Source organism: Xanthomonas sp. NCPPB 3582 (assembly GCF_041475735.2).
Taxonomy (GTDB): domain Bacteria; phylum Pseudomonadota; class Gammaproteobacteria; order Xanthomonadales; family Xanthomonadaceae; genus Xanthomonas; species Xanthomonas codiaei.
This window is the reverse complement of sequence record NZ_CM192968.1, coordinates 1,800,068-1,822,997: the sequence shown is the minus strand read 5'-3', so window position 1 is coordinate 1,822,997 and position 22,930 is coordinate 1,800,068. Positions and strand designations below refer to the sequence as shown.

The window sequence follows — 22,930 nt, the reverse complement described above, 5'->3', positions numbered from 1 at the left end:
GTTGCGCCCGCTGCGGTCGGTGGCAGGCGGACAATCGCGCCCAGTGCCCTCATTCTCACGTCCCATCCAGTCCGGATGCGCAAGGCTATGAGCCGCGGCCTCGACCGGGTTGCCCGGCACCGTCGCAATCGTGCAATCCCTGCCAGCGAGTACCACCACGATGACCGATCTGTTCGCTTCCACCCCATCCGCCCTGGAGGGCATCCACGTCGGCATCGGCGGCTGGGTGTACGCGCCGTGGCGCGCCGGCATGTTCTATCCGGAAGGGTTGGTGCAGCGGCGCGAGCTGGAATACGCCAGCCGCCAGGTCAACGCCATCGAAATCAACGGCACCTATTACGGCGCGCAGAAGCCGGCGACGTATGCGAAATGGCGCGACGAAGTGCCACCGGGATTCGTATTCTCCGCCAAGGCGCCGCGGCGCATCACCCAGTCGCGCAAACTGGCAGGCACCAAGGCCCAGGTGGAGGACTTCATCGGCGGGATTGTCGAGCTCGGCGACACGCTGGGCCCGCTCGTATGGCAGTTCGAGCACGGGCATCGCCTGCAGGCCGACGATCTGGATGCCTTCCTGGCACTGCTGCCCAGGCGCGCGGGCGATCGTACGCTGCGCCATGTGCTGGAAATCCGCGATCCGCACGCGGTGGATGCATCGCTGCTGGCGCTGGTGCGTGGCCATGGCGTCGCGACCGTGTTCACCGATTCGGACCAATACCCCTCCTTCGCCGACCTGTCCACCGACTTCGTCTACGCACGACTGATGCGCAGCCAGGCGCGCCTGCATGCGGGTTACCCCGCGCCTGCGCTCGCACGCTGGGCCCAACGCATCCAGGCCTGGCGGCGCGGGGAAGATCCGGACGATCTGCCGCACATCCAGGACCCATCGAACGCGCGCGGTGCGGCGCGCGAGGTGTTCGTGTTCTTCATCAGTGCGGCGAAGGAGCGCAATCCGGCAGCGGCGATGGCGCTGTTGAAGTCACTGTCGGCAGATCAGGCACCTCGTTGACGTGCGTGCGGCAACCGTTTTTAACCATGGTGCGTGGCGGATTGAGGACGGATGCGATGACTGCACGCGTCTGCGGCTTGCCCTTGCTCTGTGTGGTCGCTGCTGCCGGGCGGACCGCGCGGCGTGCTTACGGGGATTTGTGCTGTGCATAACCCATGGCATTGCGGCACGGTTGTAGGGGAGTAGACCAAGCCACTGGGTGTGTCATTTCTGGAGGCGCCCAGCGACGCGTTCGATCTCGCAGGCGGTGACAACTTTGCGAGGCGCCCCCTCATCCGCCCCTGCGGGGCACCTTCTCCCGCGCGCGGGAGAAGGAAGAGCTGCAGTCCTTCGTTCGCCTGCAGCAGGTCGCCTGCAGCAGGACCCATGCAGCGGCAAGCTCCTCGCCCGGCAGGAGAGCGGGTTCGGTGCGGCTTCCGTGCGCGGGGCTTGTCGCCGCAGGATTGCCGCGCCGCCCGGCGCCGGTACGATGCTTTTCGGCGACAATGGCGCATGCCCACCTCCGACCTGCGCAAGGCGCAACTGCAAATCCACTTCTGCGTCCTGCTCTGGGGAATCACCGCGATCCTGGGCAAGTTGATCACGCTGCAGGCGTTGCCGCTGGTGTGGTGGCGGATGTTGATCGTGGTCGCGGCGCTGGCGCTGTGGCCGCGCGTGTGGCGCGGGCTGCGTGGCCTGTCCGGGAAGGTGGTGCTGGGCTATTGCGGCATCGGTGCCCTGGTCGCGCTGCACTGGCTCACCTTCTACGGCGCGATCAAGCTGGCCAATGCCTCGGTGGCGGCCACCTGCATCGCGCTGGCGCCGGTGTTCACCGCGGTGATCGAGCCCTGGGTGACACAGCGGCCGTTCCGCCCGCGCGAATTGCTGTTCGGCCTGGCAGTGCTGCCCGGCGTAGCGTTGGTGGTGGGCGGCGTGCCGGACGGCATGCGTGCGGGCGTGGTGGTAGGCGCGGTCTCCGCCGTCTTCGTCGGGCTGTTCGGTTCGCTCAACAAGCGCATGGTGGCGCATGCCGACCCACTTACCGTCACCGCGCTGGAACTGGGCGCCGGCACGTTGACCCTGACCCTGCTGGCGCCGGCGATGCCGTTGCTGCTGCCATCGCTGCATGGCGATCTGCTGGTCATTCCCGGCCTGCGCGATGGCATCCTGCTGCTGGCACTGTCGCTGGCCTGCACCCTGCTGCCATTCGCCCTGGCCCTGGTCGCACTGCGCCATCTGAGCGCGTATTCGGTGCAGCTGGTGACCAACCTGGAACCGGTCTATGCCATCGTGCTGGCCATCGCGCTGCTGGGCGAGCAGCGCGAGCTGACCCTGCAGTTCTATCTCGGCGTGGCGATCATCCTCGGCGCGGTGTTCCTGCATCCTGTGCTGGAACGGCGGCGCAAGGTGGTGCACCCGGAACTGCTGGGCACCGCCGAAGCCAAGAACATCGTCGACTGAGTCCGCGCCCCGACAGCCCGCCACTCCGGGGGCCGACACGACGACGCGTGCGGCAGCGGCAGGCGCATGCCCGGTTTGCTCCGCGCTGCCTACATCTATGCCGGCGCCCTATCGCCCGGGCCATGCCTGCGACCAGCGGGCAGCTGCTCGCAGCTGTTGCGGTTCATCCAGCCGGACGCTTACCAATCGGTGCGCTGCGGCAGCAGCCCGCGCAATTCGGCGTCGCTGAGATTGCGCCATTGCCCGGGCTTGAGCGCGGCCAGCTTGATGTTGTCGATCCGCACCCGGCGCAGCTGCGTCACACGGTAGCCGAACTCGGCGGCCATCAGGCGGATCTGCCGGTTCAAGCCCTGCTCCAGCACGATGCGAAACCCGAACTTGGCGATTCGCGCCGTGCGGCACGGCAAGGTGGTTTCGTTGTGGATGCGCACGCCGCGCGCCATGCCGCGCAAAAACTCGTCGGTGACCGGCTTGTTCACTGCCACCAGGTATTCCTTCTGGTGGCGGTTCTCCGCGCGCAGGATCTCGTTGACGATATTGCCGTTGCTGGTCATCAGGATCAGCCCTTCGGAATCCTTGTCCAGCCGGCCGATCGGGAAGATGCGCTGCTCGTGGCCGACGAATTCCACGATGTTGCCCTTGACCGAACTCTCGGTGGTGCAGGTGATGCCCACCGGCTTGTTGAGGGCGATATAGACGTGTTTGCGGCCGCCGGGTTTCCTGGCCTCGCGCGCGCGCAGCGGCTGGCCGTCCACCAGCACGGTGTCGTCCTCGCCCACCACCGCACCGGTGCCGGCCACCACGCCATTGACGGTGACGCGGCGTTCGCCGATCAGGCGGTCGGCCTCGCGGCGCGAACAGAAGCCGGTATCGGCGATATGTTTGTTGAGTCGGTTGGTCATTTGCCGATTATCGGCGATTCCCGGTGGCCGTGCGCCGTCGGCTGCAGGCGCCAGCACATTTCCTGCATGCGTGCCGGCTTGCGCGGCAGTGGCGCATTACCCAAACAACGCGTGCGTTCCCGAGATAACCGCACGCGTCGGGACGTCTGTCGGTAACGCGTTCGCGGCCTGGGCCGCTCCTACGCAGGTTTGCGTGCTCACTGCCATGCGTCGCGCGCCGCCGCCTCGGGCAGGAGCGCACCCGGGCGCGAAAGGCTTTCCCCAGACCCATCCGCTGCCGGCATCTCAAGAGCCGGATCGCCCGCCGGCGACGGCAATGACCCGCCCTAGCCATTCACCATCAGCAGTGGCTGCGGCACGAACAGCTCTTCCAGCGGACACGGGCGATGCAGGCTGAATCCCTGTACCTGACCCACCCCCGCTTCGCGCAGGCCGGGAATATCCGACTCCGACTCCACGCCCTCGGCCACCACTTCGATGCCCAACGCCAGGCCGACCTGGGCGATCGAATGCACCGCGGCGCGGTCCACCGCATCGTGTGCGTAGTTGCGCACGAAGCCGCAATCGATCTTCAGCACATCCACGGTGAACTGCTTGAGATAACCGAACGAGGCCAGGCCACTACCGAAGTCGTCCAGCGCCACATGGCAGCCGCGCGCGCGCACGCTCTGCACGAAGCGCTGCGCATGTTCCAGGTCGCCGATCACCGCGGTTTCGGTGATTTCCATGCACAGCTTGGGCACCAGCGAGGGATAGCGCTCGAACAGGGCGCAGACGAAATCGAGGAAATCCGGCTGCGCGATCGACTGCGCGGACAGGTTGACGTGGCACAGGTCCAGCGTGGCCACATGCATCGGGTTGGCGGCCAGTTGCGCGCACAGGGTTTCCAGCACGTAGGCATCGACCATGCGCCCCAGCCCGTAACGCTCCACCGCCGGCAGGAATTCGCCTGGACTCAGCACCCGCCCGTCGCGCGCGCGCATGCGCACCAGCACTTCGTACTGCAGCCGTGCGGGATCGCTCAGCACCTGGATCTTCTGTGCATACAGCAGCAGGCGCTCCTCGGCGATGGCCTGCTGCACGGCGCTGATCCAGCCGCCATCGTGACGACGTCGCGCCAGTGCGAGATCGTTTTCGTCCAGGCAACGGATGCGGTTGCGGCCTTCCTCCTTGGCCGCGAAACAGGCCAGGTCGGCCGCGGTCATCAAGGCATTGACGTCGCTGGCGCCCTGGCGGATCTCCACCACGCCGAAGCTGCAACTCGGCGTCAGCGGCCGGCCGTCCTGGTGGCTCCACGGCTGCCCGAGCACGCCATGCATGCGCTCCAGCAGCGCTTGCGCCCGCACCAGGTCGGTATTGGCCAGCAGGATCGCGAACTCGTCGCCACCCAGCCGCCCCAGCCAATCGCCGGGACGCAACTGCATGGTGATGACATCGGCGAAGTGGCACAGGAACTTGTCGCCGACCGCATGCCCGAAGGTGTCGTTGACCAGCTTGAAATGATCCAGGTCGACGAAGCACAGCGCGTGGCACAGCTGCGGCGATTGCGGCGGCTCGATCAGCCGCAGCAGGCGGCGCTCGATCTCGCGGCGGTTGATCAGGCCGGTCAAGGCATCGTGGCGCGCGTGGAAGGCGACCTCGTCGGCCAGTTCGTGCGCGTGCGAGACATCCTCGATCACCGCCAGCACCAGCGTGGGCTCTTCCGGGCCAGGCTCCACCAGCGAGGCGCTCCAGCGGCCCCACATCACTCCGCCATCGGCGCGCAGAAAGCGCAGCTCGCCCGATTGCATCAGGCGCGGCCAGTCGAGCATGCCGCGGCCATCCAGCACGATGTCGTCCGGATGCATCACCTGCGCCAGCGTGCAGCCCCGCAGTTCGTCCGGGCGGTAGCGCAGGATGTTGGCCAGCGACGCATTGGCGTCCAGCACGTGGCCGCGCAGGTCGAACTTGACCATGCCCAGCGCGGCCTGCTGGAACGCGGTGCGAAAGCGGCCCTCGTGCGACAGCAGGTAATCGCGGATGCGGCGCATCGCCAGCACGCAGGTGATCAGCACCAGCAACAAGGTGGCCAGGCTGCAGATCACCATCACGTCGTGCAGCAGGCGCGCGCAACGGGTCAGCAGGACCAGGAATTCGGCCGCGTCGCTGCGCATGCGCGCGTCCAGCAGGTGCAACTCCTCGCGCAGCGCCTGCAACGTGCGCGGGTCCGGCTTGCCGGTGGCCTGCGCCGAGGCGGCACGGTCGGCCAGCGCACTCAGTTGCAGGATGTCGGCGTCGGTGCGCTTCCACAGCGCAATCGCCTCGCCCAGATACGGTACGCCCTGACCATAGCGGTACAGCCGCACCATCTGCGGCATGTCCTCAGGGGCATTGCGGCCAGCGGCCAGGCCGGCATGCACCGCGTCCCAATCGATCACCGGCTGCTCGACCGCGATACGCGCAGAGCGATCGCCCAATGGCACTTCCAACGCGCGGCAGGCTGCCTGCAGGTCGGCCGGATCGCCGCTGCCCAGGTACCGTTCCAGCCAGTAGACCGATTCCTGCTGGGCCTTGGACCACTGGCTTTCGCCAACGATCCAGGCGGTTGCGCCGGACTGGATCTCGATCACCAGCGCCGAGCCCACTGCCATGACCACCGCCATGCCGATCAGCAGCGCCAGCGGCAACGTCAGCCAGCCGCGGACCAGGTGCAGGGTCTGCCCACCACTCTTGCGCGCTGACTGTGCCATTGCCATACGTCCTTCACTGCCCCAGTGCGATTCAGGCGCCCAGTGGGCGCCTGTAGGCAGTAGCGGCCGCCACGGCGCAGTCTGTATGGCCGGGCCCGCTTGGCGGGACGCGGGTACAGATGGCGGAGGCGGTCGATCCTGGGTCCGCGCGACCGCCTCGGGACGAGGGACGGCGCGCCGGCGCTGCTATGTCCTTGAGAACATAGCGATTCCGGCGATGCGCTGCGGACCCGGCCCACGATGCCACTGCCGGTGGCGGCCTTAAGCGGCCAATACCACCTCGCAAGCAGCCGTCGGGGTGTATGTGGCCGACGCACTCGGAACCGCAGGCACGCGCAGTGCATGCCGATCTCCGGTACCAGCCGCGTGCGCCTGGCGGCGGCGCAGCCGGCATGTGACCCGCGCTTACTCGCCGCGCGGCTTGGGCGGGCCCTTGCGGTGCGGCGCGCCAGCGCGGTCCATCGGACGCCCCGGGCCATTCGGGCGGCCGGAGGGCTTGCCGCCCCGCGGGAAGCGCGGCTTGGACGGCGCTGCGGCCGCCTCGCCGTCTTCCAGCCTGCGCATGTTGAGCTGCTGGCCGGATACCCAGACCTTCTTCAGGTGCTGCAGCAGTTCGCGCGGCATGTCGGCCGGCAGGTCCAGGATCGAGTAATCGTCCTGGATGTCGATGCGGCCGATGTAACGGCTTTCCAGGCCGGCCTCGTTGGCAATCGCGCCGACGATGTTGGCCGGCTTCACGCCATGGCTGTGGCCCACTTCGATGCGGTAGCTCTCCATGCCGAACTCCGGCTCGCCACGCGGCGCCGGCTCGCGGCGCGGACGCTCGCCGGCGACGTCGCCACGCGGCGGACGCGACGCGCGCTCGCCGTCGGCGCGCGGGCCGCGCTCGAACTTGGGCTCGAACCGCGGGCGATCGCCACGATCGGCACGCTCATGACGCTCGCGCGGCGCAGCGTCCTCGCGCGCAGCACGCACCGGCGGGGTCAGCAGGAACGGCGCATCGCCCTGCAGCAGCTTGGCCAGCGCGGCGGCGATGTCGATCGCCGGCACGTTGTTTTCGGCCTCAAAGCGCTGCAGCAGATCGCGATACAGCTCGATCTGGCCACCGGCCAGGGTCTCGCTGATGCGGCTCATGAAGCGCGCCACGCGGGTGTCGTTGACCGCATCCACGCTGGGCAATTGCATTTCTTCGATCGGCTGGCGGGTGGCGCGCTCGATCGACCGCAGCATGCCCTTCTCGCGCGGGGTGACGAACAGGATCGCCTCGCCGCTGCGGCCGGCACGGCCGGTACGGCCGATGCGGTGCACATAGCTTTCGGTGTCGTACGGAATATCGTAGTTCAGCACGTGGCTGATGCGCTCCACGTCCAGGCCGCGCGCGGCCACGTCGGTGGCGACCAGGATGTCCAGCTTGCCGTCCTTGAGCTGGGCGATGGTCTTCTCGCGGGCTGCCTGCTGCATGTCGCCGTTGATGGCGGCTGCGGCCATGCCGCGCGCCTGCAGCTTCTGCGCCAGTTCCTCGGTCGCCGCCTTGGTGCGGGCGAAGATGATCATGCCGTCGAACGGCTCCACTTCCAGGATGCGGGTCAGCGCGTCCAGCTTGTGCAGCCCGCTCACCCACCAGTAACGCTGGCGGATATTGGCCGAGGTGGTGGTCTTGGCGGCGATGGTGACTTCGGCCGGGTCCTGCAGGTAGGTCTGCGCGATACGGCGGATGGCCGGCGGCATGGTGGCCGAGAACAGCGCCACCTGGCGCTGTTCGGGCAGCTTCTTGAGCACGGCCTCGACGTCGTCGATGAAGCCCATGCGCAGCATTTCGTCGGCCTCGTCCAGCACCAGCGTCTTCAGCTGCGACAGGTCCAGGGTGCCGCGGTCCAGGTGATCGATCACCCGGCCCGGGGTGCCCACCACCACGTGCACGCCGCGCTTGAGCGCACTGAGCTGCTGGGCATAGGGCTGGCCGCCGTAGACCGGCAATACGCGGAAGCCGGGAATGGCTTCGGCATATTTCTGGAACGCCTCGGCGACCTGGATGGCCAGCTCGCGGGTGGGGGCCAGCACCAGCGCCTGCGGCTTGACCTGGTTCAGGTCGGCATTGGACAGCACCGGCAGCGCGAACGCGGCGGTCTTGCCGGTACCGGTCTGGGCCTGGCCGAGCACGTCGCGGCCGGCCAGCAGCGCCGGAATGGTGGCCGCCTGGATCGGCGACGGGGACTCGTAGCCGACGGCGGCAACGGCCTTCATCACAGCGTCCGAGAGGCCGAGATCTGCAAACAGCAGCGGCGCGGAAGATTCTTGGGTCATGGGTAACTCCGGAGGCGCCGCACGGAGCCGGCAGGCGCAAAGCAGCATAGTGTGCGCCCTTACCCCCCCTGCTGTCGAAGGGCCGTGACAGTCCGTTCAGGTTGTGAGGATTTGCCCGCGCCGGCGAATCATCCCTTCAAACCGTCCCTCTCTCCTCTTCACGCCCTGCCCCATGCCCCTGGACACAGACCTCCAAGCCCGTTTCAGCAGCCTGCTGCAGCAGCATCGCGGCATCGTGCTGAAAGTGGCGGCCAGCTATTGCCGCGACCGCGACGACCGCGACGAGCTCGCCCAGGAAATCGCCGCCCAGCTGTGGCGGGCATTCCCCAGCTACGACCCGGGCCGGCGCTTTTCCACCTGGATGTATCGCATCGCGTTGAACGTGGCGATCAGCGACCTGCGCGGCCGCAGCCGCATGCCCGGCGAACCGGTCGCGCTGGATGCGGTGGTCGATGGCATCGCCGATCCGCTGGCGCACGATCCCGCCCACGAGCAGCGGGTGCACGCGCTCTATGCCTTCATCGCGCAACAACCGCCGCTGGACCGTGCGTTGCTGCTGCTCTATCTGGACGAGCACAGCTACCGCGAGATCGGCGAGGTGCTCGGCATCAGCGAGACCAATGTCGCCACCAAACTCAGCCGCCTGAAGGCGCGCATTCGCGCCGACCTCTGACCCTACCACCGCACCGGAGCCGTCATGGAACTGGATGACATGCAACACGCCTGGACCACCCTGGAACACCGCTTGGACCAACAGGCCGCGCAGATCGGCCACCTGCGTGGCGCGCTGCACGGCCACGCCGCGCGCAGCAGCCTGCGCCCGCTGTGGCTGAGCCAATCGGCGCAGCTGCTGTGCGCCGTCGCGCTGGGCAGCGTGGTGGCACACAGCTGGGGCGGCAGCGACGGCGTCGCGGCGGTCATCGGCGGCGTACTGCTGCAGCTGTGGTGCGTGGCGCTGGCGCTGTCGGCAGTGCGGCAACTGCAGTTGCTGGCGCGGCTGGACTTTGCCGGGCCGCTGCTGCAGACCCAGCAGGCGCTGGCGCAGTTGCGCCGCTGGCGCACGCGGGTGGCGCCCTGGCTGGGAGTAGCGTTCTGGGTCCTGTGGGTGGCGGTGGCAGACAGCCTCTGGCGCAGGTTCACCGGTGTCGGCCTGCCTCACGGGTGGCTGCTGCTCAACGGGGTCTTCGGGGTGATCGGTATCGTCGGCACCTGGTATGGCTACCGGCGTCTGCAGCGCGCGCGCCATCCCTGGCTGGATCGCCTGGACGACGCACATGCCGGGCCCGGCATCACCCGTGCAACCCGCCTGCTGGAGGAGATCGCGCGCTTCCGGCGCGAGTGAGCGGAAGTGGTGGCGGCGCGCGCGCCCGCACCCGTAGCGCGCCACGGCCATCTTCGCTGCGCATCGCGGCCCTGCTTCGTGGTGGTATTGCCGGCTGCCGCAGGCGGATAATTGCCCTCTTTCGGTCAAGAAGCGCAGCATGCAGATCCTGGAATTCGACATCGATGGCGAGTACATCGAGCTCCACCAGTTGCTCAAGCTGGCCGGCCTGGCCGACAGTGGCGGCCAGGGCAAGGCGATCGTCGCCAGCGGTGCGGTCAACGTCGACGGTGCGCAGGAGCTGCGCAAGACCGCCAAGATCCGGCCCGGCCAGGTGGTGCAGCTGGAAGATGTGGAAATTCGCGTGATGGCGATGGACCCGGACGCGGCGCCGAGCGAATGAAGGTGGTGGAGATCGGCCGGCGCAACATCGCCCCCTCGGCCGACGCTCCCGAGCACGACATCCATGTAGTTTCGATCGCCATCGGCTCGGCAACGCCGTTCTGGTTGGAGCACTCCCTGCGCGGCGGCCATGCCGAACGTGGCGGCTGCAGCATGCTGGCCCTGCAATCGCGTGATGGCATCAAACGCTGCGTTGGGTCAGATGTGCAGCAATCGCCCGCTTGAATGGCGCCACCGCGTGCGCGGCCCGCAGCGCCCCACTGCGGGCGAGCCGCGCCGGCAGGCGATCGTCGGTGTAGAGCGCCGCCAGGGCATTGGTGGCCTCGTACAAGGGGCGGGTGGCGAAGCGATGCGCGCGCTCGTAGTCGTGCAGCAGCGCGGCGCTGCCGATGTCCCGCCCGCTGGCCGCCGCCCGACGCACGCGCTCGGCCAGGCGTGCCTGGCTCTGCAGTCCGAAGTTGAATCCGTGGGCGGTGACCGGATGCATGCCCACCGCCGCATCGCCGATCAACGCCGCGCGCGCGCTCACGAAGCGCTGTGCATAGCTGGCGATCAATGGATACGCATGCCGGCTGCCCTCCTGCTCCATCGGACCCAGGCGGTGCTCGAACGCATCGGTCATCGCAGCGCCGAATCGCACGGCGTCGAGCGCGAGCAAGGCCTCGATCCGTCGCGGCGGCAAGGTCAGTACCGCACCAGCACGCTGGCCATGCAGCGGCAGCAATGCCAGCGTCTTGCCATAGCCGAACCATTCCCACGCCGCGTGATGATGCGGCAGCGCATGCCGCATGCGACACACCAGCATGGTCTTGCCGAAGTCGCGTAGTTGCGCACCGATGCCAAGCAGGCGCCGGGTACTGGAAAAGCGGCTATCGGCAGCCACCAACAGTCGCGCCGACAGTCGCTGGCCATCGGAGAGTTCGATATGCACGCGGGTGCCGCCATGCTCGATCGCGCGCACGCTGCAACCGCAACGCAGCTCCAGCCCGGCCTGCCCCTGCACTGCCTGCCACGCCGCGCGCCGGATCAGGTAATTGGGCACCAGCCAGCCGAGGTCGCCCGCGCCGGGCGCAGACGCAGCGAAGGTCAACGCGAATGGCGAGTGCCCGTCCATGACCCGCGCATCGCGCAGAGGCGACACTGCTTCAGCCGGGAATCGCTGCCAGCTGCCAGATTGCTCCAGCAGGGCGCGCGAGGCATGGGTCAGCGCGATCTCGCGCCCATCGAAGGCGGGGTCGGCCAGCTGCGCATACGGCTGCTGATCGACCAGCAGCACCGACAGGCCGGTGCCAGCCAGCGTGCGCGCAAAACTCAGACCCACCGGCCCTGCACCAACGATCGCGATATCCACCCTCTGCATGCTGTGCATCCGTGATTGCCGATGCAGAAAGTCTAGAGCCGGCAGCCTGCGCAGCGCTTGATCCAGATCAAGCGCTGCATCGCCCAGGCGTGTTTGCAGCCCGTCGACCCGCGCCGCCAGCGCTGGCCAGGCAGCGCCAGCATCGCGGCCGGCGTCGGATCAGATACCCAGCAGCGCACGCACCAGTTTGATGATGCCCCAGAACGACACCACCCAGATCGCACTGCGCAGGTAGGGAATCCCGACCGCATAGACCGGCACATAGGCCACGCGCGCCCACAGGTACAGCTGCACCGCCAGTGCAGTCTCCGCGCTGGTACGCCCCGCCACGCTCACCGCCAGCACCGCAGCTGCGAAGATCGGAAAGGTCTCCAGATAGTTGCGGAATGCGCGGTCCAGGCGGGCCGCCACACCGGTCAGCGGCTTGGCGTCGCCATCGCGGGCGCTCGCGTTCCACTTGGTGCCGCGCTGGGCGGTCATGCTGGCCGAGGCGGCCAGCAGCTGCACCAGGCCGAGCACCATGGCCCAGCCCAGCATCTGCAGTTCGATCGTCAGTTGCATGCGCGTCTCCCGGCCGAATGCCGCATCACTTCACCGCCGTACGCAGGCTGTAGCCCGCCACACGCCAGGTCTTGTCCTCGTCCAGACGGAACGACACCAGCTCGCGCACCGGCTGCGGCGCATTGGCGAACCGGGTCGGGAAACTGACGTTGACGTACAGCCCTTCGGGCACCTGTGCGCCAGGACCGTATTTCACCCGTGTCACCGAGCTCTGGCCGCGCCCGACGACTGCCCCCAGGCGCGCGCGCTCGCCGCCCAACTGCGCCACGAAGGCATCGCGCTTGACCGCAGTCTTGGCCACGCGGGAGGCGCCATCCCAGATCGCGTCGGCCTTGTTGGTGTCGACCATCTGCGCCACCCGCAAGGCGGCCTGGGTCATCTCCACGTCCTGCTTGGCCACCTGTGCCTGTTGAGCGGGGCTCAGCGCCGGCGCTGCCGGCGTGTTCGCCGCAGCTGCTGGTTGCGGCGTCGCCGCAGTCCGCGTGGCAGGTGCCGGTTGTGCCGCAGCTGCGGTGGCGGCGCGGCTGGAAGGCTGCGGTTGTTGCGCAAACACCAGCGCTGGAGCGAACACCAGCGCAACAAGCAAACGAGGACGACGCATGGACAAGCACCTTGTACTGGATCGGATGAAAGGGTGAGCCGCACACCGTGCGACCAGTGGCGCAGTCTATGCCGCGCCCTGTGCAAAACAAGCAACGAGTGCGATCACCTGCAATGAGCGACACACCCGGCAGATCGCCGGTCGAATCGGACGGGTGGCGGACTCAGGACCAATGCGTTCGGGGAACGGTCGAGTGCCGCTGCCGCTGGAGGTGCGCAAGCATGGCTGATGAAACATCGCCAGCCGTCATCAATGCCTGGACGGCGCGCAGGGGCTGGAGCGCACGGTGATACGTGAGGATTTCAAGCCGCTGCCGCATCGGCCCGAGACCTGTGCAGCCGGTGTGGCAACCGCCCTAGGCCTCGCCTCCGGGTGCCGGTGGTACCGCCGCCACGCCGCGCGGCCGCCACAGTCGCCAGCTCACCCAGAACGCGCGCGCAATGGCCGCGATCAATGCCGCCAGGCTCAGCCACATCGCCAGCGTGGCCGGCCATTGCTCGCGCATCGCCTCGGCGGCCAGACGCAGCAGTTCGGCCACGCCGAAACCGACCAGCACCAGCAACGCCGATGGCAGGTACGCCAGTAAAACGCCTTTGGTCTTGCCTCGCATACTGCCCCCCCGACCCGGTTGTATGCGGCGACCATAGGCAGCGCCCAGTGCGATACGCGTGAAAGCTGCAGCGGCCTCAACCGTCGGCGGGCGCAGGCGTCGAAGGATCTGCCTGTGCAGCATCCCGGGCCGGTTCGGCGGCCGGCGCGGGCGGCTGCATGGCATCGGCCGGCGCCCCAGTTTGCGTATCCAGCGCCGGGGTGACCGGCAGGGCCGCCGCATCGGTTTCGGCCAGCGGGCTTTCTTCCGGGCAGGCCGCATCGGGAAAGCCGAAGCGCTGTTTCAGGGCCAGACCGCAGGCGTTGACCGCATCCAGATCCGCACCCTCGCCTTTGCACTTCTGGTCGAACGCCACCAGGAACGCGTCCTTGCGGCGCACGAACGCATCGCCACACTTGCGCATCTGGCGGATGCGTTCCAGATCGTCCTGCACGGCATTGGTGCCGTCCAGGCCGTATTCGCGCAACTCTTCCATGGTGAGCAGGCGCAGGCTGCGGTTGGGTACGGTCATCATCAAATCGGCCACTGCCACCGCCACGCCGTTGCGCTCCAGATAATCCTTGACGTTGCCGTAGACCTCGCGCAGCTCGCGATTGAGCTCCGCCCGCGAGGTCGCCTTGGAGCTGATCCGCATCATCCGGTGGATGCCCACCTTGCCCGCCACCAGGCGGTTGTCGCCGGCCGCCAGCACGAACACGCAGGCGCTGTGGCAGATCGAGCCTTCGCGCACCCAGATGGTCCAGCTGGATTCGCCGATGGTGTCGCCAGCGCGGATCGCCGCTTCCACCTGGCCGCCGCTGGAATCCAGGTCCAGGATGCGATGCGGCAATTTCCACTGCTCGGCCACCGCGGCCAGCCGCCACACCAGCGCCGCGAAACCGGCATTGATCTTGCCCGCGTAGCGCACCCGCACCAGACCGGTCTCGCGGCATGGCGCCAGCGCCGCCTCGACGCTGGCGCGGTCCAGCGCCGGCAGTAAGGTGCCATCGCCGGCCTCCTTGCCGTAATCGGTGGCGCAGCTGATCCAGGCCTGGCCCGCTTCCAGTTCCGCCTTCGGCCAACCCGCCTCGCCAACCTGCGCACGCAGGCGCGGCGGCGCGACCGGCTCGGGCGTATCCACCGACACCATATGGTCGCCGTCGCCGACCTGCGTCACTCCGGTCTGCTGCGCCCCGGCAGCATCGGCGGACGTACCGCCGCGGTCGCAGGCAACCAGCAGGAACACGCAGGCAAGTGACAGGCAAAACGGTTTGAGCATGAGCGGGTGTGGGAACGCGACGGAGATCACTTTCAGTCTATGGCTGAAGCGGTCAAGGATTTGACCGCGCCATGAACATGCTCCATTGGGAGCACGCCACGCTCGCGCAACCCTGTCCGAAAACGGCCAGCCGGCGCGGTGGCGAGGGCATAGACTTGCGCCATGCAGATGCTCTCGCCCGACCGGACCCAATGCGACCGCGCCCGCCTGGCGCGCGATGCGCGCTTCGACGGGCTGTTCTTCACTGCGGTGCGCAGCACCGGGATCTATTGCCGTCCGGTGTGTCCGGCGCCGCCGCCAAAGCCGGCCAATGTCAGTTACTACCCCACCGCTGCGGCAGCCAGCGCGGCCGGCTACCGGCCGTGCCTGCGCTGCCGGCCGGAGCTGTCGCCGCAGGCGCAGCAGCACCTGGGCGAGGAGAGCGTGCAGCGCGCCTTGGCGATGATCGCCGACGGCGTGCTGCAGGAGCAGCCGGTGCAGCGCCTGGCCGAAGCGGTGGGGGTGAGCGCACGGCAGCTGCAACGGCAGTTCGTGCAGCAGCTCGGCGCCACGCCGATCCAGGTGCACGGCACGCGCCGGCTGCTGCTGGCCAAGCAGTTGCTCACCGAGACCGCCTTGCCGGTGACCGAGGTCGCGCTGGCAGCCGGCTTCAACAGCCTGCGTCGCTTCAACGCGGCGTTCCTGGAAGGGTGCGGGATGCCGCCGTCGGCGTTACGCAAGCAGCGCACCGAGGTGCCGGGCGGCGAACTCACGCTGCGCCTGAGCTATCGGCCGCCGCTGGACTGGCCGGCGATGCTGGCATTTCTGCAACGCCGGGCGATCCCGGGGATCGAGCAGGTCGATGCCGGCAGCTACCGGCGGGTGATCGGCGCGCCCGGCCACGCGACCTCGATCGAGGTCGCGCCGGCGCCGCAACGCGCAGAACTGCTGCTGCGCATCGGCGCCACCGATCCGCGCCGGATTCCGCAGATCGTGCGCCGGGTGCGCCGCATCTTCGATCTGGACGCGGATCTGCATGCGGTGCACGCCACGCTTGCGGCCGAGCCGCTGCTGGCCGAGGCGATCGAACGCCGACCCGGCCTGCGCGTGCCCGGCGGCTGGGATGGTTTCGAGACCGCGGTGCGCGCGGTGTTGGGCCAGCAGATCAGCGTGGCCGGTGCGGCCACGCTGGCGGCGCGGCTGGTGGAGCGCCACGGCGGCCGGCACGCCGACATGCCGCCGGGTCTGGATCGCAGTTTTCCCACGCCCGAGCAACTGGCCGAGGCGCCGCTGGAACAGCTCGGGCTGCCCGGCGCACGCGCCGCCACGTTGCGCGCACTGGCCTGCGCCTGCGCGCAGGGCCGGCTGCATTTCGGCGCCGGCCAGCGCCTGTCCGAGTTCGTCGCCGCATGCGTCGCCCTGCCCGGGATCGGGCCGTGGACGGCGCACTACATCGCCATGCGTGCGCTCTCGCACCCGGATGCGTTTCCGGCCGGCGACCTGATCCTGCAGCAGGTGCTCGGCGCGCCGCTGCGGCTGAGCGAACGTGCTACCGAAGCGCGCTCGCAGGCCTGGCGCCCGTGGCGCGCCTACGCCGTGCTGCACCTGTGGCATCTCGCCGCCGACCGCAAGGAATCCCGCCCATGAGCACCGTGCATTACGACCTCTTCCCGTCGCCGATCGGCGCGCTCACCGTGGCCGCCGACCAGGCCGGCGTGCGCCATATCCTGTTCGCACAGAACCGCTACGACGCCGCCGGACGCGCACGCTGGGTGCACGATCCGGACGCCGCGCTGGTGCGCGAGGCACGCGAGCAATTGCTCGATTACCTGCATGGCGGGCGGCGCCGGTTCGACCTGCCGCTGGCGCCGCTGGGCACGCCCTTCCAGCTCGAGGTCTGGCACACGCTGGCGCAGATTCCGTTCGGCCAGACCTGGAGCTATGCGCAGCTGGCGCAGGCGGTGGGCCGCCCCGCTGCCAGCCGCGCGGTAGGCGCGGCCAACGGGCGCAATCCGCTGCCGATCGTGCTGCCCTGCCACCGCGTGATCGGCGCCAACGGGGCGTTGACCGGGTTCGGCGGCGGACTGCCGACCAAGCAGGCCTTGCTGCAACTGGAAGGCTGGTCGCCGCAGCCGATCGCACGCGCGGGCGATCTGTTCGCCGACGCTCCCGCCGCACACTCGCGATGACTTCGCGACGTCATCGCAGCGCCGTAAACTGGCCGGCATGATCCAACGACGTCTTGTGTTCGCCGCGGCGGCCACGGCCTTGCTCGCGGCCTGTTCCAGCCAGCCCCTCCAGCGCGACGCCGATGCGCCGCCCGCCAGCGCATCGGCGCCGCCGGCCGCCACGGCGGCAGCCAATGATGCCCCGCGCACCTTGCTGCTGATCTCCATCGATGGCCTGCGTGCGGACATGCTCGATCGCGGCATCACCCCGACGCTGTCGCAGCTGGCGCGCGATGGCGTGCGTGCGCGCTGGATGACGCCGTCGTATCCGTCGCTGACGTTTCCCAACCACTACACGCTGATCACCGGCCTGCGGCCCGACCACCACGGCATCGTGCACAACAGCATGCGCGACCCTGCCCTGGGCGGCTTCTGGCTGAGCAACCAGGAGGCGGTGGGCGATGCACGCTGGTGGGGCGGCGAACCGCTGTGGGTGGGCGCCGAGCGCGCCGGCCTGCGTGCGGCCACCTGGTCATGGCCGGGCAGCGAAGCGGCGATCCAAGGCGTGCGCCCCTCGCAGTGGCGCCATTACGAAGAAGGCGTGAGCCTGGACGCACGCGTGGACGCGGTGCGCGGCTGGCTCAAGGCCGACGGTGCCCAGCGCAATCGCCTGGTCACGCTGTACTTCGAACACGTGGACGAAGCCGGCCACGACCACGGCCCGGAATCGCACCAATACGCCGACAGCGTGCGCGCAGTGGATGCGGCCATCGGCAGGCTGCTGGACGGCATGCAGCGCGACGGCACCCGCGCGCGCACCAACGTCATCGTGGTCTCCGACCACGGCATGTCCGAGGTGCCGCCCGGCCATGCCATCGGCGTGGAGGACATGGCGCCGCCCAGCCTGGCCACCGCCACCACCGACGGCCAGGTGATCGGCTTCGTGCCACTGCCGGGACAACAGGCCAAGGCCGAAGCACACCTGCTCGGCGCGCATGCGCACTACGACTGCTGGCGCAAGGCGCAATTGCCGGCGCGCTGGCATTACGGCACGCACCCGCGCATTGCGCCCATCGTGTGCCAGATGCACGAAGGCTGGGATGCACTGTTCCCGGACAAACTGGCCAAGCGTCCGCAGCAGGGCATGCGCGGCTCGCACGGCTTCGATCCGGCGCTGCCGTCGATGCGCGCGGTGTTCGTAGCGCAAGGCCCGGATCTGGCGCAGGGCAAGGCCTTGCCGGGCTTGGACAATGTCGATGCGTATCCGCTGATGACGCGCCTGCTGGGCATCGAGGCCGCGCCAAACGACGGCGACCCGGCCGCACTGTTGCCGGCATTGCGCGTGCAGCCACCTCCGGCGCGTTGACCCGCCACCGCCGCGTCGGTGCGACAATGGCGCGATGTCTGCTCCCGACCCATTGCCGCGTCGCCTGCGGCCGTTGTTGTCCAGCGAAGGCTGGCGTCGCCGCGCCGCATTGTGGGGCGGCGCGATCGCGGTGGCCTTGGTCGCCATCGTGTTCGCCAAGGCCAGCGATGCCGCCTTCCACCTGTTCCAGCGCATCAGCGCGCATTCGATCTGGTGGGCGCTGCTGCTGACCCCAGGTATCTTCGCCCTGCTCGCCTGGCTCACCTCCGGCGCCTTGCGGCCCACCCGCGGCAGCGGCATTCCGCAGGTCATCGCCGCGCTGGAGCATCCGGACCCGGCGTTTCGCGACAGCAACCTGTCGCTGCGCGTGTCGGTCGGCAAACTCGCCTTGACCACCCTGTCGCTGCTGGGCGGCGCCTCGGTCGGGCGCGAAGGCCCCACCGTGCATGTGGGCGCCAGCCTGATGCATGTGTTCGGGCGCTGGTTCGGCTTCCACGATCCGCGCGAGCTCTCGCACTTCCTGCTGGCCGGCGGTGCGGCCGGCATCGCGGCGGCGTTCAACACCCCGCTGGCCGGGGTGGTGTTTGCGATCGAGGAACTGAGCGGGCGCTTCGAGCACCGCTTCTCCGGCACCTTGCTCACCGCGGTGATCGTCGGTGGCGTGGTCTCGCTAGGCCTGCTGGGCAGCTACACGTATTTCGGCAAGGTGGCGGTGGCGCTGCCGTTGGGTCGTGCATGGCTGGCGATCGGGTTATGCGGCAGTGTGGCCGGCCTGCTCGGCGGCGTGTTCGCGCGGCTGGTGCTGGCCAGCGTCAGCGGCAAGCCGCGCTGGCTGGGTGCATTGCGGCGGCGCCATCCGGTGCTGCTGGCCGCCGTGTGCGGCTTGGCGCTGGTCGGCTTGGCGCTGGTGTTCGGGCAAGGCGCCTTCGGCACCGGCTACGAGCAGGCGCGCAGCCTGGTGCAGGGGCATGCGGTGGTCGGCCACGAATTCGGCCTGATGAAGCTCCTCGCCAATCTGGTCTCGTACCTGGCCGGCATCCCGGGCGGCCTGTTCTCGCCGGCGCTGGCGGTGGGCGCGGGCATCGGCCACAACCTGTCGGTGCTGATGCCCGGCGTGGACCCACGCACCTTCGTGCTGCTGGGCATGTGCGCCTACCTGACCGGCGTGACCCAGGCACCGCTGACCTCGGCGGTGATCTCGCTGGAGCTCACCGACACTGGCCAGATGCTGCTGCCGATCCTGGCCACGGTGCTGATCGCCCGTGCGGTATCCGGGCTGGTGTGCAAGACGCCGATCTATCGCGGGCTGGCCGAACAGTTGCTCACCCCGGCGGCCAAGCAGCCAATGCCGGCAGCGGGCCCAGCACACTAGCGACGCCGCGCCATTGAGGCGCGCAGGCTGTGCCCGATGCATCACGGACAGCAGCGATGGATGCCATGGCGCGAGCCACCATCGAGTGTCTTGCGCCGATTCGCAGCGGCGGCCGATGGCGCTGACGCGCCAGCGGGTCCACGCGGAGCATCCTCGCTCCAGGCTCGCCAGCAGGCAGACCAACAGCATGTTGCGCTGACCTCGGACATAAAAAAACGCGGCGCAAGCGCCGCGTTCTTCAGGTCGCAAAGCGGGCTGGAATCAGCTGGCCTTGGCAACGGTCTTCTTGGCAACAGCCTTCTTGGCCGGGGCCTTGACCACGCCCTTCTTGGCAACCGGCGCAGCTGCACCCACGACAACCTTGCTCACCGCGTGCGAACGCGAATTGCCGTAGCTGGCGTTGTAGCGCTTGCCCTTGGCGGTCTTACGGTCACCCTTACCCATTTCGTCGACTCCTGAATGTGAATACAAATTCCCGTGCTGGCACGGGTCTGGCGAGGGTTGCACCGAGCGGCGCCCTCGCGCAAGGCCGGCAAGACTATCACGTCGCCCGCGGGCGGCGCAGCTTGCTCCGCCCTGCTTCGGCGACCGCCCGGCCCCGGGGAAGGAGCAACGACCGCCGGAACCCGGGTGCATTGTTGCAGCGGATGTCGGCGCCCAAGCAAGCCACGGCGCGGCGGTGCTTCAACGCGTGTCAGTGCGCGCAGCTGGCATCGTGGACATGGCCATGCCCATGGTTGAGACGCAGGTTGACCAGGTGCGCGATGCCGACCAGCGCACCGCCCAGTGTCATCACCACCGCATGCGGCACCACCGAATGATGCAGCGGGTCGTACAGCAGGCCCAGCCACAGCAGCGCCAGGCCCGGCAGCAGTAGCGCCAGGGCGTGCAAGGCCTTGTGGCGGCGATAGCCCAGCACCAGGCTGAACAAGCCCAGCAGGCTGACGAACACGACGATGGCCAGCTCCACTCCATCGCCCAGCCAGAACGACAGGCCCAGCGACGGTGCCAGGGCCAGCACCAGCGGCAATACCGCGCAGTGCACGGCGCACAGCAGCGAGCCGGTGGCACCGAAGCGATCCAAAAAGTGGCGAAGGGTAGGTAACGGCATGACTTCCAGCAGGGGCTCGCAGCGACGTGGAATAATATAACATCTTCCTCGTCCCAGGCCCGCACCACTGCATCGCGCAGCGTGGGACTTGTCCGTCGGCACAGCAGGCAAGCTGCGCCATCCCATTGATATACAGTAACATTTCCGAGAGTTCGGTCGATATGTCCCCCTCCCTCGCTACCTCGCTGCGCCGCTCCACCCTGTCGCTGGCACTGACCAGCCTGCTGACGCCCGCCCTGGCCATGGCCGAGGATGCCCCGGCATCTCCCGATCCACAGACTCCGCCGTCGTCGGATACGCGGCACGACGCCAGCCCGTCCAGCGGCCGCCATATCAAGGATCTGGACAAGGTCGTGGTGACCGCCAGCCCGCTGCGCGATGCCGCCGGCGAGTTGAGCCGCCCGGTCGAGGTACTTGCCGGCGAGCGTCTGGACGAAGTGCGCAGCGAGAGCCTGGGCGAAACCGTGGCCAGCCTGCCGGGCGTGCAGAGTTCCAACTTCGGCCCGGGCGTGGGCCGGCCGATCATCCGCGGCCTGGATGGCCCGCGCGTGGCGGTGCTGCGCGACGGCCTGTCCACTCAGGACGTGTCCACGGTCAGCCAGGACCATTCGCCGGCCATCGAGCCGTTTCTGGCCAACCAGATTGAAGTGCTCAAGGGTCCATCCACCCTGCTCTACGGCTCCGGCGCGATCGGCGGCGTGGTCAACGTGGTCGACGGGCGCATCGCCGAGACCCCGGTGGACGGCTTCAGCGGGCGCGCCGAAGTGCGCTTCGACGGCGGCGACAAGGACGGCAATACCGACATGTTCCGCGTCGATGCCGGCAACGGCAGCGGCTTGTCGATCCACGCCGACGGCGTGTACCGCAACCAGAACGACTACGACACGCCGCAGGGCCGCCAGCTCAACAGCTGGATCGATTCCAAGGTCGGCTCGATCGGCGCCTCGCTGTCCGGCGACTGGGGTTTCGTCGGCGTGTCCGCATCGCGCTTCCGCGACAACTACGGCAATCCGGGCGAGCCGGGCGACCCGTCCATCGGCGAGCGCGGCGTGTCGTTGAAGCTGCAGCAGGACCGCTACGACCTCAAGGGCGGGCTCACCGATCCATGGGGCGAAGGCAGTGCGCTGCGCTACAGCTTCGGCCACACCGACTACGCGCATACCGAGTTCGAAGGCGACGAAGTGGGCACCGTGTTCACCAAGCGCGCCAACGAAGGCCGCGTGGAAGCCTCCTTCACCTTCGGCGGCGGCTGGCAAACCGCGTTCGGCCTGCAGGGCAGCGACACCACCTTCCAGGCGATCGGCGAAGAGTCCTTCGTGCCCAAGACCGATACCCGCTCGCTCGGCGCCTTCGCGGTGGCGCGCAACAGTTGGGAACGGGTGAGCGCCGAGGTCGGCGCACGCGTGGACAAGGTCAAGTACCAGACCGACATCGGCGTGGACCGCGATTTCACCCCGACCAGCTTCTCGGCCAGCGGCAGCTTCCGCTTCAACGAACAGTGGCGCCTTACCGCCAACCTGGACCACGCCGAACGCGCACCGGCCGAGGAAGAACTGTTCGCCAACGGCCCGCACATCGCCACCCTCGCCTTCGAGATCGGCGACGCCGACCTGAAGACCGAGAAGGCCAACCAGGCCGAGCTGGGCCTGAACTTCCAGAACGACTGGGTGGATGCCAAGGTGGCGGCGTACTACAACCGCTACAACGACTTCGTCTACATCGTCGACACCGGCGGCCAGTGGTTCAACGAGGAAGACAACGACTTCCTGCCGATCCGCCAGTGGACGCAGGCCGATGCGATCTTCCATGGCTTCGAAGGCGAAGCGACCTTCCACCTGGCCAACAACGACACCGGCGCCTGGGACCTGCGCGTGTTCGGCGACACCGTGCGTGCGCGCCTGAGCGATGGCGGCAACCTGCCGCGCATCGCGCCCGGCCGCTTCGGCGCGCAGATGCGCTGGAATGCCGATGCATGGCGCGCCTCGATCGGCGCCACCCGCACCATGAAGCAGGACAAGGTGGCCGTGAACGAAACCCCGACCGACGGCTACACCTTCGTCGATGCGCATCTGGCGTATCACATCGACCATGGCAGCACCGCATGGGAAGTGTTCCTGGATGGCAACAACCTCACCAACCAGGATGCACGCGTGCACACATCCTTCCTCAAGGACGATGTGATGCTTCCTGGCCGCAACGCCTCGTTCGGCGTGCGGTTGTTCTTCTGACGGCGGACTCTCTCCCCCGCCGACTGGAAGCGAGGCCGCCCACGGGCGGCCTCGTCATTTCTGGCGATGCCGCTTGCGCCCCGGTGCGCGGCGGCCAGGAACGGATTTGGGCGGCGACGGCCCCGGTTCCGCTGCGGCAGTGGACTGGTGCACGCCAGGCGAGCGCACCGCCTCGCGCTGCCGACCACCGTGCCTGCGCGGCCTGTGTGGCG

At 68.6% G+C, this 22,930-nt stretch carries 21 protein-coding genes; 11 read left to right on the top strand and 10 right to left on the bottom strand.

Translation table 11 applies throughout. The features are described 5' to 3' along the window. Nucleotides 1-160 precede the first annotated feature (160 nt). Complete coding sequence (locus ACCQ05_RS07725) at nucleotides 161-1,006, top strand: DUF72 domain-containing protein (protein WP_372393426.1); 846 nt, start codon at nucleotides 161-163, stop codon at nucleotides 1,004-1,006. A gap of 492 nt (nucleotides 1,007-1,498) precedes the next feature. Beyond that, nucleotides 1,499-2,446, top strand: a complete 948-nt coding sequence (locus ACCQ05_RS07720; RefSeq protein WP_104540134.1) for a DMT family transporter — start codon at nucleotides 1,499-1,501, stop codon at nucleotides 2,444-2,446. Nucleotides 2,447-2,625: 179 nt separating this feature from the next. Here ACCQ05_RS07720 and ACCQ05_RS07715 read toward each other — a convergent pair whose 3' ends face one another. From ACCQ05_RS07715 to ACCQ05_RS07705, 3 genes are all read right to left on the bottom strand, one after another. After that, entirely contained in the window at nucleotides 2,626-3,348 is a 723-nt protein-coding gene (locus ACCQ05_RS07715) for a pseudouridine synthase (protein ID WP_228962238.1), read from the bottom strand. A gap of 326 nt (nucleotides 3,349-3,674) precedes the next feature. Beyond that, complete coding sequence (locus ACCQ05_RS07710) at nucleotides 3,675-6,077, bottom strand: putative bifunctional diguanylate cyclase/phosphodiesterase (RefSeq protein ID WP_372393425.1); 2,403 nt, start codon at nucleotides 6,075-6,077, stop codon at nucleotides 3,675-3,677. Nucleotides 6,078-6,482: 405 nt separating this feature from the next. Continuing rightward, nucleotides 6,483-8,381 carry a DEAD/DEAH box helicase gene (locus ACCQ05_RS07705; protein WP_372393424.1) on the bottom strand — a complete coding sequence of 633 codons (1,899 nt, stop codon included), beginning with the start codon at nucleotides 8,379-8,381 and terminating at the stop codon, nucleotides 6,483-6,485. A gap of 172 nt (nucleotides 8,382-8,553) precedes the next feature. Between ACCQ05_RS07705 and ACCQ05_RS07700 the strand changes: the two genes are divergently transcribed. The 4 genes from ACCQ05_RS07700 to ACCQ05_RS07685 all read left to right on the top strand — a co-directional run bounded on the left by ACCQ05_RS07700 (nucleotide 8,554) and on the right by ACCQ05_RS07685 (nucleotide 10,329). After that, nucleotides 8,554-9,054 (top strand): RNA polymerase sigma factor, encoded by a 501-nt coding sequence (locus ACCQ05_RS07700; protein WP_372393423.1) that lies wholly within the window; start codon nucleotides 8,554-8,556, stop codon nucleotides 9,052-9,054. A gap of 24 nt (nucleotides 9,055-9,078) precedes the next feature. Next, complete coding sequence (locus tag ACCQ05_RS07695; RefSeq protein ID WP_104540130.1) at nucleotides 9,079-9,723, top strand: hypothetical protein; 645 nt, start codon at nucleotides 9,079-9,081, stop codon at nucleotides 9,721-9,723. 139 nt (nucleotides 9,724-9,862) lie between these two features. After that, a complete protein-coding gene (locus ACCQ05_RS07690; protein WP_104540129.1) occupies nucleotides 9,863-10,105 on the top strand; it encodes an RNA-binding S4 domain-containing protein in 243 nt (80 codons plus the stop codon). After that, complete coding sequence (locus tag ACCQ05_RS07685; protein ID WP_372394247.1) at nucleotides 10,102-10,329, top strand: hypothetical protein; 228 nt, start codon at nucleotides 10,102-10,104, stop codon at nucleotides 10,327-10,329. The genes ACCQ05_RS07690 and ACCQ05_RS07685 overlap by 4 nt, the downstream gene beginning before the upstream one ends. Here the strand turns inward: ACCQ05_RS07685 and ubiM are convergent. The 5 genes from ubiM to ACCQ05_RS07660 form a co-directional block, all read right to left on the bottom strand. After that, nucleotides 10,286-11,464: a 5-demethoxyubiquinol-8 5-hydroxylase UbiM gene (gene ubiM / locus ACCQ05_RS07680; protein ID WP_372393422.1), complete on the bottom strand. Its 1,179-nt coding sequence runs from the start codon at nucleotides 11,462-11,464 to the stop codon at nucleotides 10,286-10,288. The genes ACCQ05_RS07685 and ubiM overlap by 44 nt on opposite strands. Before the next feature lie 159 nt (nucleotides 11,465-11,623). Then, entirely contained in the window at nucleotides 11,624-12,025 is a 402-nt protein-coding gene (locus ACCQ05_RS07675; RefSeq protein WP_372393421.1) for an MAPEG family protein, read from the bottom strand. Nucleotides 12,026-12,050: 25 nt separating this feature from the next. Then, complete coding sequence (locus ACCQ05_RS07670) at nucleotides 12,051-12,626, bottom strand: DUF4019 domain-containing protein (protein ID WP_104540126.1); 576 nt, start codon at nucleotides 12,624-12,626, stop codon at nucleotides 12,051-12,053. A gap of 355 nt (nucleotides 12,627-12,981) precedes the next feature. Further along, nucleotides 12,982-13,236 (bottom strand): hypothetical protein, encoded by a 255-nt coding sequence (locus ACCQ05_RS07665; protein WP_104540125.1) that lies wholly within the window; start codon nucleotides 13,234-13,236, stop codon nucleotides 12,982-12,984. Between the two features lie 76 nt (nucleotides 13,237-13,312). Continuing rightward, nucleotides 13,313-14,494 (bottom strand): COG3904 family protein, encoded by a 1,182-nt coding sequence (locus ACCQ05_RS07660; RefSeq protein ID WP_372393420.1) that lies wholly within the window; start codon nucleotides 14,492-14,494, stop codon nucleotides 13,313-13,315. A gap of 162 nt (nucleotides 14,495-14,656) precedes the next feature. Here ACCQ05_RS07660 and ACCQ05_RS07655 point away from each other — a divergent pair, with 162 nt between their 5' ends. From ACCQ05_RS07655 to ACCQ05_RS07640, 4 genes are read left to right on the top strand one after another with little or no spacing between them, the layout of a single operon-like run. Next, nucleotides 14,657-16,120 (top strand): AlkA N-terminal domain-containing protein, encoded by a 1,464-nt coding sequence (locus ACCQ05_RS07655; protein WP_372393419.1) that lies wholly within the window; start codon nucleotides 14,657-14,659, stop codon nucleotides 16,118-16,120. Continuing rightward, nucleotides 16,117-16,662, top strand: a complete 546-nt coding sequence (locus tag ACCQ05_RS07650; protein WP_372393418.1) for a methylated-DNA--[protein]-cysteine S-methyltransferase — start codon at nucleotides 16,117-16,119, stop codon at nucleotides 16,660-16,662. The genes ACCQ05_RS07655 and ACCQ05_RS07650 overlap by 4 nt, the downstream gene beginning before the upstream one ends. 37 nt (nucleotides 16,663-16,699) lie before the next feature. Continuing rightward, nucleotides 16,700-18,007 carry an alkaline phosphatase family protein gene (locus tag ACCQ05_RS07645; RefSeq protein WP_372393417.1) on the top strand — a complete coding sequence of 436 codons (1,308 nt, stop codon included), beginning with the start codon at nucleotides 16,700-16,702 and terminating at the stop codon, nucleotides 18,005-18,007. Between the two features lie 34 nt (nucleotides 18,008-18,041). Further along, nucleotides 18,042-19,379 (top strand): chloride channel protein, encoded by a 1,338-nt coding sequence (locus tag ACCQ05_RS07640; RefSeq protein ID WP_372393416.1) that lies wholly within the window; start codon nucleotides 18,042-18,044, stop codon nucleotides 19,377-19,379. 261 nt (nucleotides 19,380-19,640) lie between these two features. Here ACCQ05_RS07640 and ACCQ05_RS07635 read toward each other — a convergent pair whose 3' ends face one another. Continuing rightward, nucleotides 19,641-19,823, bottom strand: coding sequence for a 30S ribosomal protein THX (locus ACCQ05_RS07635; protein ID WP_003487537.1), 183 nt, complete (start codon nucleotides 19,821-19,823; stop codon nucleotides 19,641-19,643). Between the two features lie 250 nt (nucleotides 19,824-20,073). Further along, nucleotides 20,074-20,490, bottom strand: a complete 417-nt coding sequence (locus ACCQ05_RS07630; RefSeq protein ID WP_228962253.1) for a MerC domain-containing protein — start codon at nucleotides 20,488-20,490, stop codon at nucleotides 20,074-20,076. 161 nt (nucleotides 20,491-20,651) lie between these two features. Here ACCQ05_RS07630 and ACCQ05_RS07625 point away from each other — a divergent pair, with 161 nt between their 5' ends. Beyond that, complete coding sequence (locus ACCQ05_RS07625; protein ID WP_372393415.1) at nucleotides 20,652-22,718, top strand: TonB-dependent receptor; 2,067 nt, start codon at nucleotides 20,652-20,654, stop codon at nucleotides 22,716-22,718. The last annotated feature ends 212 nt before the right edge of the window (nucleotides 22,719-22,930 follow it).

Excerpts from the sequence above, each read along its gene's own strand:
- ACCQ05_RS07725 (WP_372393426.1), top strand. The coding sequence starts at position 161 with ATGACCGATCTGTTCGCTTCCACCCCATCCGCCCTGGAGGGCATCCAC.
- ACCQ05_RS07720 (WP_104540134.1), top strand. The coding sequence starts at position 1,499 with ATGCCCACCTCCGACCTGCGCAAGGCGCAACTGCAAATCCACTTCTGC.
- ACCQ05_RS07715 (WP_228962238.1), bottom strand. The coding sequence starts at position 3,348 with ATGACCAACCGACTCAACAAACATATCGCCGATACCGGCTTCTGTTCG.
- ACCQ05_RS07710 (WP_372393425.1), bottom strand. The coding sequence starts at position 6,077 with ATGGCACAGTCAGCGCGCAAGAGTGGTGGGCAGACCCTGCACCTGGTC.
- ACCQ05_RS07705 (WP_372393424.1), bottom strand. The coding sequence starts at position 8,381 with ATGACCCAAGAATCTTCCGCGCCGCTGCTGTTTGCAGATCTCGGCCTC.
- ACCQ05_RS07700 (WP_372393423.1), top strand. The coding sequence starts at position 8,554 with ATGCCCCTGGACACAGACCTCCAAGCCCGTTTCAGCAGCCTGCTGCAG.
- ACCQ05_RS07695 (WP_104540130.1), top strand. The coding sequence starts at position 9,079 with ATGGAACTGGATGACATGCAACACGCCTGGACCACCCTGGAACACCGC.
- ACCQ05_RS07690 (WP_104540129.1), top strand. The coding sequence starts at position 9,863 with ATGCAGATCCTGGAATTCGACATCGATGGCGAGTACATCGAGCTCCAC.
- ACCQ05_RS07685 (WP_372394247.1), top strand. The coding sequence starts at position 10,102 with ATGAAGGTGGTGGAGATCGGCCGGCGCAACATCGCCCCCTCGGCCGAC.
- ubiM (WP_372393422.1), bottom strand. The coding sequence starts at position 11,464 with ATGCAGAGGGTGGATATCGCGATCGTTGGTGCAGGGCCGGTGGGTCTG.
- ACCQ05_RS07675 (WP_372393421.1), bottom strand. The coding sequence starts at position 12,025 with ATGCAACTGACGATCGAACTGCAGATGCTGGGCTGGGCCATGGTGCTC.
- ACCQ05_RS07670 (WP_104540126.1), bottom strand. The coding sequence starts at position 12,626 with ATGCGTCGTCCTCGTTTGCTTGTTGCGCTGGTGTTCGCTCCAGCGCTG.
- ACCQ05_RS07665 (WP_104540125.1), bottom strand. The coding sequence starts at position 13,236 with ATGCGAGGCAAGACCAAAGGCGTTTTACTGGCGTACCTGCCATCGGCG.
- ACCQ05_RS07660 (WP_372393420.1), bottom strand. The coding sequence starts at position 14,494 with ATGCTCAAACCGTTTTGCCTGTCACTTGCCTGCGTGTTCCTGCTGGTT.
- ACCQ05_RS07655 (WP_372393419.1), top strand. The coding sequence starts at position 14,657 with ATGCAGATGCTCTCGCCCGACCGGACCCAATGCGACCGCGCCCGCCTG.
- ACCQ05_RS07650 (WP_372393418.1), top strand. The coding sequence starts at position 16,117 with ATGAGCACCGTGCATTACGACCTCTTCCCGTCGCCGATCGGCGCGCTC.
- ACCQ05_RS07645 (WP_372393417.1), top strand. The coding sequence starts at position 16,700 with ATGATCCAACGACGTCTTGTGTTCGCCGCGGCGGCCACGGCCTTGCTC.
- ACCQ05_RS07640 (WP_372393416.1), top strand. The coding sequence starts at position 18,042 with ATGTCTGCTCCCGACCCATTGCCGCGTCGCCTGCGGCCGTTGTTGTCC.
- ACCQ05_RS07635 (WP_003487537.1), bottom strand. The coding sequence starts at position 19,823 with ATGGGTAAGGGTGACCGTAAGACCGCCAAGGGCAAGCGCTACAACGCC.
- ACCQ05_RS07630 (WP_228962253.1), bottom strand. The coding sequence starts at position 20,490 with ATGCCGTTACCTACCCTTCGCCACTTTTTGGATCGCTTCGGTGCCACC.
- ACCQ05_RS07625 (WP_372393415.1), top strand. The coding sequence starts at position 20,652 with ATGTCCCCCTCCCTCGCTACCTCGCTGCGCCGCTCCACCCTGTCGCTG.